This is a genomic window from Acidovorax sp. HMWF029 (genome assembly GCF_003060895.1).
GTDB lineage: Bacteria > Pseudomonadota > Gammaproteobacteria > Burkholderiales > Burkholderiaceae_C > Acidovorax.
Map to the genome: position 1 here is coordinate 620 of NZ_QAIH01000311.1, position 2,752 is coordinate 3,371.

The window sequence follows — 2,752 nt, forward strand, 5'->3', positions numbered from 1 at the left end:
GCGCTCGCCACCAACTGGTCATGGCGGCTGGCCAGCAGCAGCAAGGGGGACTGCGGTGCAGCGGCCGGAGCCTGGTAGCGGGCTGCGGCCAGCAATTGGCGCAGCGCGTTGCGGCCCGACACCGGCCGCTGCCTGCGCACGGCGGCCCAGTGCGCCAGCACCGGGGCGCGCGCTGCGGCCAGGTTGCTGGTCATCGCCAGCACCTGCTGCTCCACCGCTTCGGCTGGGCGGCGCAACAGCACCAGGCGCAGCAGGGCGCCGTAATTGTGCGGGCGCAGCCGGTGGTAGAACGGACTAAACGGGCGCAGGCTGGTGTTGACCAGCACGCCGCTGGCGACCTCCTCCGGGGCCACACAGGCCCACTCCACCGCCACCATGGCGCCCAGCGACATGGCCAGCAGGTGGTAAGGCGGCACCAGCCCGCGTGCAGTCAGGTCGGCGCGGCAGGCCTGCACCATGCCCTGCACCGTGGTGGGCGATGGCTTGTGGTGCCAGTGGCCGTTGCCGGGCAGGTCCACCGCCAGCACAGCATCGCCGGGCAGCGCTTGCTGCAGGTCGGCCACCAGCCCGCCCCAGTGGGCGGTCTCGCGGGTCAGGCCGCGCAGCAGGATCCATTGGCGCATGGTGCAGCGCTCCGTTTCAGTACCAGGCCGCGAGCGCGTCGGCACGGCGCTGCGCGCGCTGGTCGGGCGCGGGCGTCCAGCGCGCATGGCTGCAGGCCGCGCGCGCCAGAAAGTCGAGCAGCGACAGGTGCCGCCGCAGCACGCGCTGCTGGCGGTGGTTGATGAGCGGGTTGAAGATGCCGTTGCGCGAGAACAGCTGCCGGGGGTTCTTCTTGATCCACAGCCAAGATCCCATCTCCAGCGTGAGCGGCAGGAAGGTGTGGGTGGGCTGGGTCTGGCAGGCACGCAGGTACAGGTGGTCCCACAGGTCGCCATGCGCCAGGTACTGCGTGCTTTGGGGTTCGATGATGTACTGGTGATGGCTGTGGGCCTGCAAAAAAATCTCTTGCAGCGCATGCAGTTCGGCCAGGTGCGCAATGGGCTTGCGCGTGTGCGCAAACGGAAACCACAGCCGGTCCTTCACGCCAAAGCCCGAGTGGCAGTCCAGCGCCATGCTGAAGGGCCGCGCCAGCAGCTGCGCCGTGGCCACCTCGCACAGCGCCTGGCTCTCGGCCTCCATGGGCTCGCCCAGGCGCCCCCGGTACCAGGGCAGGCCTGCGCTCACCCGCTGCCCGCCCACCCAAAGGGGCACCCGGTCCACTGCGTCCACCGGGGCGTTGCGCATCAGGTCCACCCCGCGCGGGTTGGCCCGCGTGGCCGACCACATGCCACCGGGGTTCACGATGGGCATGAAGACCAGGCGCACCTGCTCCAGCTGGCGGTGCAAGGTGGTGTCCCACTGCAGGCGCATCACCACGTTCTGCAGGTAGGCGATGACCACCTCGGCCCCGATGCGCTCCAGCCCGTGCACACCGCCAAAAAAGCCCACCGCAGGCACGTCAAGCGCCGGGTTGCCCACGCCAATCGCGTAGACCGGAAATCGCTTGCCCGAGGCCGCATGCACCTGCCGCACCACCTGTACATCGAGGTGGGGCGCCCCCTGCTCCAGGATTTTTTCCAGCGCGACAAGCTCGGCCAACATGTTGCGGGGGATGGGTATCTAGATGGGATGAAAGAGGCTCACAGCCGCAGGATAGCGCCCACCAGCGCGCCCAGGTGGGTAAAGAAGAACGCGGCAGGACACCTGTTGGGTTCACGCGAACCGACGCAAAACCGTCACACAACAGCGGTACCGTGCCCTGCAGATCGCCACGGTCTCCGTTCAACCTCACCACGAAAGAGGCTCACCATGCTCTGGAAATTGCTCGGATTGCAGCGGCTGCTGGATCAGCTGTTCGATGAAGGGGGCTGGCTGAGCTTTGACCTGCCCCGAACCCACGAATGGGCATGCGACGGAGCCTACGACGATGCACCGGCCGCTGCGCAGGACTGAAGCCTACCGCTGGGCCGTAGGGCGAGGCATGCTGGTGTGTGCTTTGGCCTGGGGGCTGGTAGAGCTGCTGGCGCTGCAGCGCTCGCGCTTTCAGCAGTGGCGCCAGCGGCAGCAGGCGGCCATCCACCACCACTGAGCGGGTCGCACCAAACGCCGGACAAGGCGCTCAGTCCGGCAAGACAGAAGCTGCCACAGCCCGGTTGCGTCCCGCATTCTTGGCCTCGTACATCGCCGCGTCGGCGGCAGACAGCAGGGCATCCAGCCCCCAGCCCCATTGGGCCGAGTCCGCAATACCCAGGCTCACCGTCACGCGCACCTGCGGGTTGGCCGCGCCCATCACCTGCGCTGCGGCTACTTTCTCACGCAGGCGATCCGCAAACGCCAACCCCTGCTCCCGGTTGCAGTGGCTGAGCAGCAGCACAAACTCCTCGCCCCCAAAACGCGCCGCCAGGTCGCCCTCACGCAGCTCGGTGCGCACCACGTTGGCCACCTCCAACAGCGCCTTGTCGCCGGCTGCGTGACCCAGGGTGTCATTGAGCTGCTTGAACCAGTCCACATCCAGCACCAGCAGGGCTACACCGAAGTCGTAGCGCATGGCCTGCGCCAAGGCTGTGCGGGCCTGTGTCATAAAGGCACGGCGGTTGGGCAGGCCGGTGAGGTAGTCGGTTTCAGACTGCGCCCTGAGTTGTTCGATCAGCAGGTCGCGCTCGCGCTCCAGGTCCTGGCGTCGGCGAGTTTGATTTTGCAGCGCACGCAC

Annotated in this window: 5 protein-coding genes; 2 read left to right on the forward strand and 3 right to left on the reverse strand. The window is 67.9% G+C overall.

The annotated features are described in order from the left end of the window. Both DBR12_RS20780 and DBR12_RS20785 read right to left on the reverse strand, forming a co-directional pair. A partial coding sequence (locus tag DBR12_RS20780; RefSeq protein ID WP_233244998.1) for an alpha/beta fold hydrolase occupies positions 1-623 on the reverse strand: 623 nt, incomplete at its 3' end. A gap of 16 nt (positions 624-639) precedes the next feature. Next, entirely contained in the window at positions 640-1,644 is a 1,005-nt protein-coding gene (locus DBR12_RS20785; RefSeq protein ID WP_108618961.1) for a M14 family zinc carboxypeptidase, read from the reverse strand. 207 nt (positions 1,645-1,851) lie between these two features. Here DBR12_RS20785 and DBR12_RS22415 point away from each other — a divergent pair, with 207 nt between their 5' ends. Together DBR12_RS22415 and DBR12_RS22420 are read left to right on the forward strand one after the other, a co-directional pair. Further along, a complete protein-coding gene (locus DBR12_RS22415; RefSeq protein ID WP_199226746.1) occupies positions 1,852-1,995 on the forward strand; it encodes a hypothetical protein in 144 nt (47 codons plus the stop codon). Then, positions 1,970-2,131 carry a hypothetical protein gene (locus tag DBR12_RS22420; protein WP_199226747.1) on the forward strand — a complete coding sequence of 54 codons (162 nt, stop codon included), beginning with the start codon at positions 1,970-1,972 and terminating at the stop codon, positions 2,129-2,131. Before DBR12_RS22415 ends, DBR12_RS22420 begins: the two co-directional genes overlap by 26 nt. 30 nt (positions 2,132-2,161) lie before the next feature. Here the strand turns inward: DBR12_RS22420 and DBR12_RS20790 are convergent. Further along, positions 2,162-2,752, reverse strand: a 591-nt coding sequence (locus tag DBR12_RS20790) for a GGDEF domain-containing protein (RefSeq protein ID WP_199226748.1), incomplete at its 5' end; no start/stop codon positions are given.

What these genes read in the sequence shown, in the direction of transcription:
- DBR12_RS20785 (WP_108618961.1), bottom strand. Translation starts at nt 1,644, where the DNA reads ATGTTGGCCGAGCTTGTCGCGCTGGAAAAAATCCTGGAGCAGGGGGCG.
- DBR12_RS22415 (WP_199226746.1), top strand. Translation starts at nt 1,852, where the DNA reads ATGCTCTGGAAATTGCTCGGATTGCAGCGGCTGCTGGATCAGCTGTTC.
- DBR12_RS22420 (WP_199226747.1), top strand. Translation starts at nt 1,970, where the DNA reads ATGCACCGGCCGCTGCGCAGGACTGAAGCCTACCGCTGGGCCGTAGGG.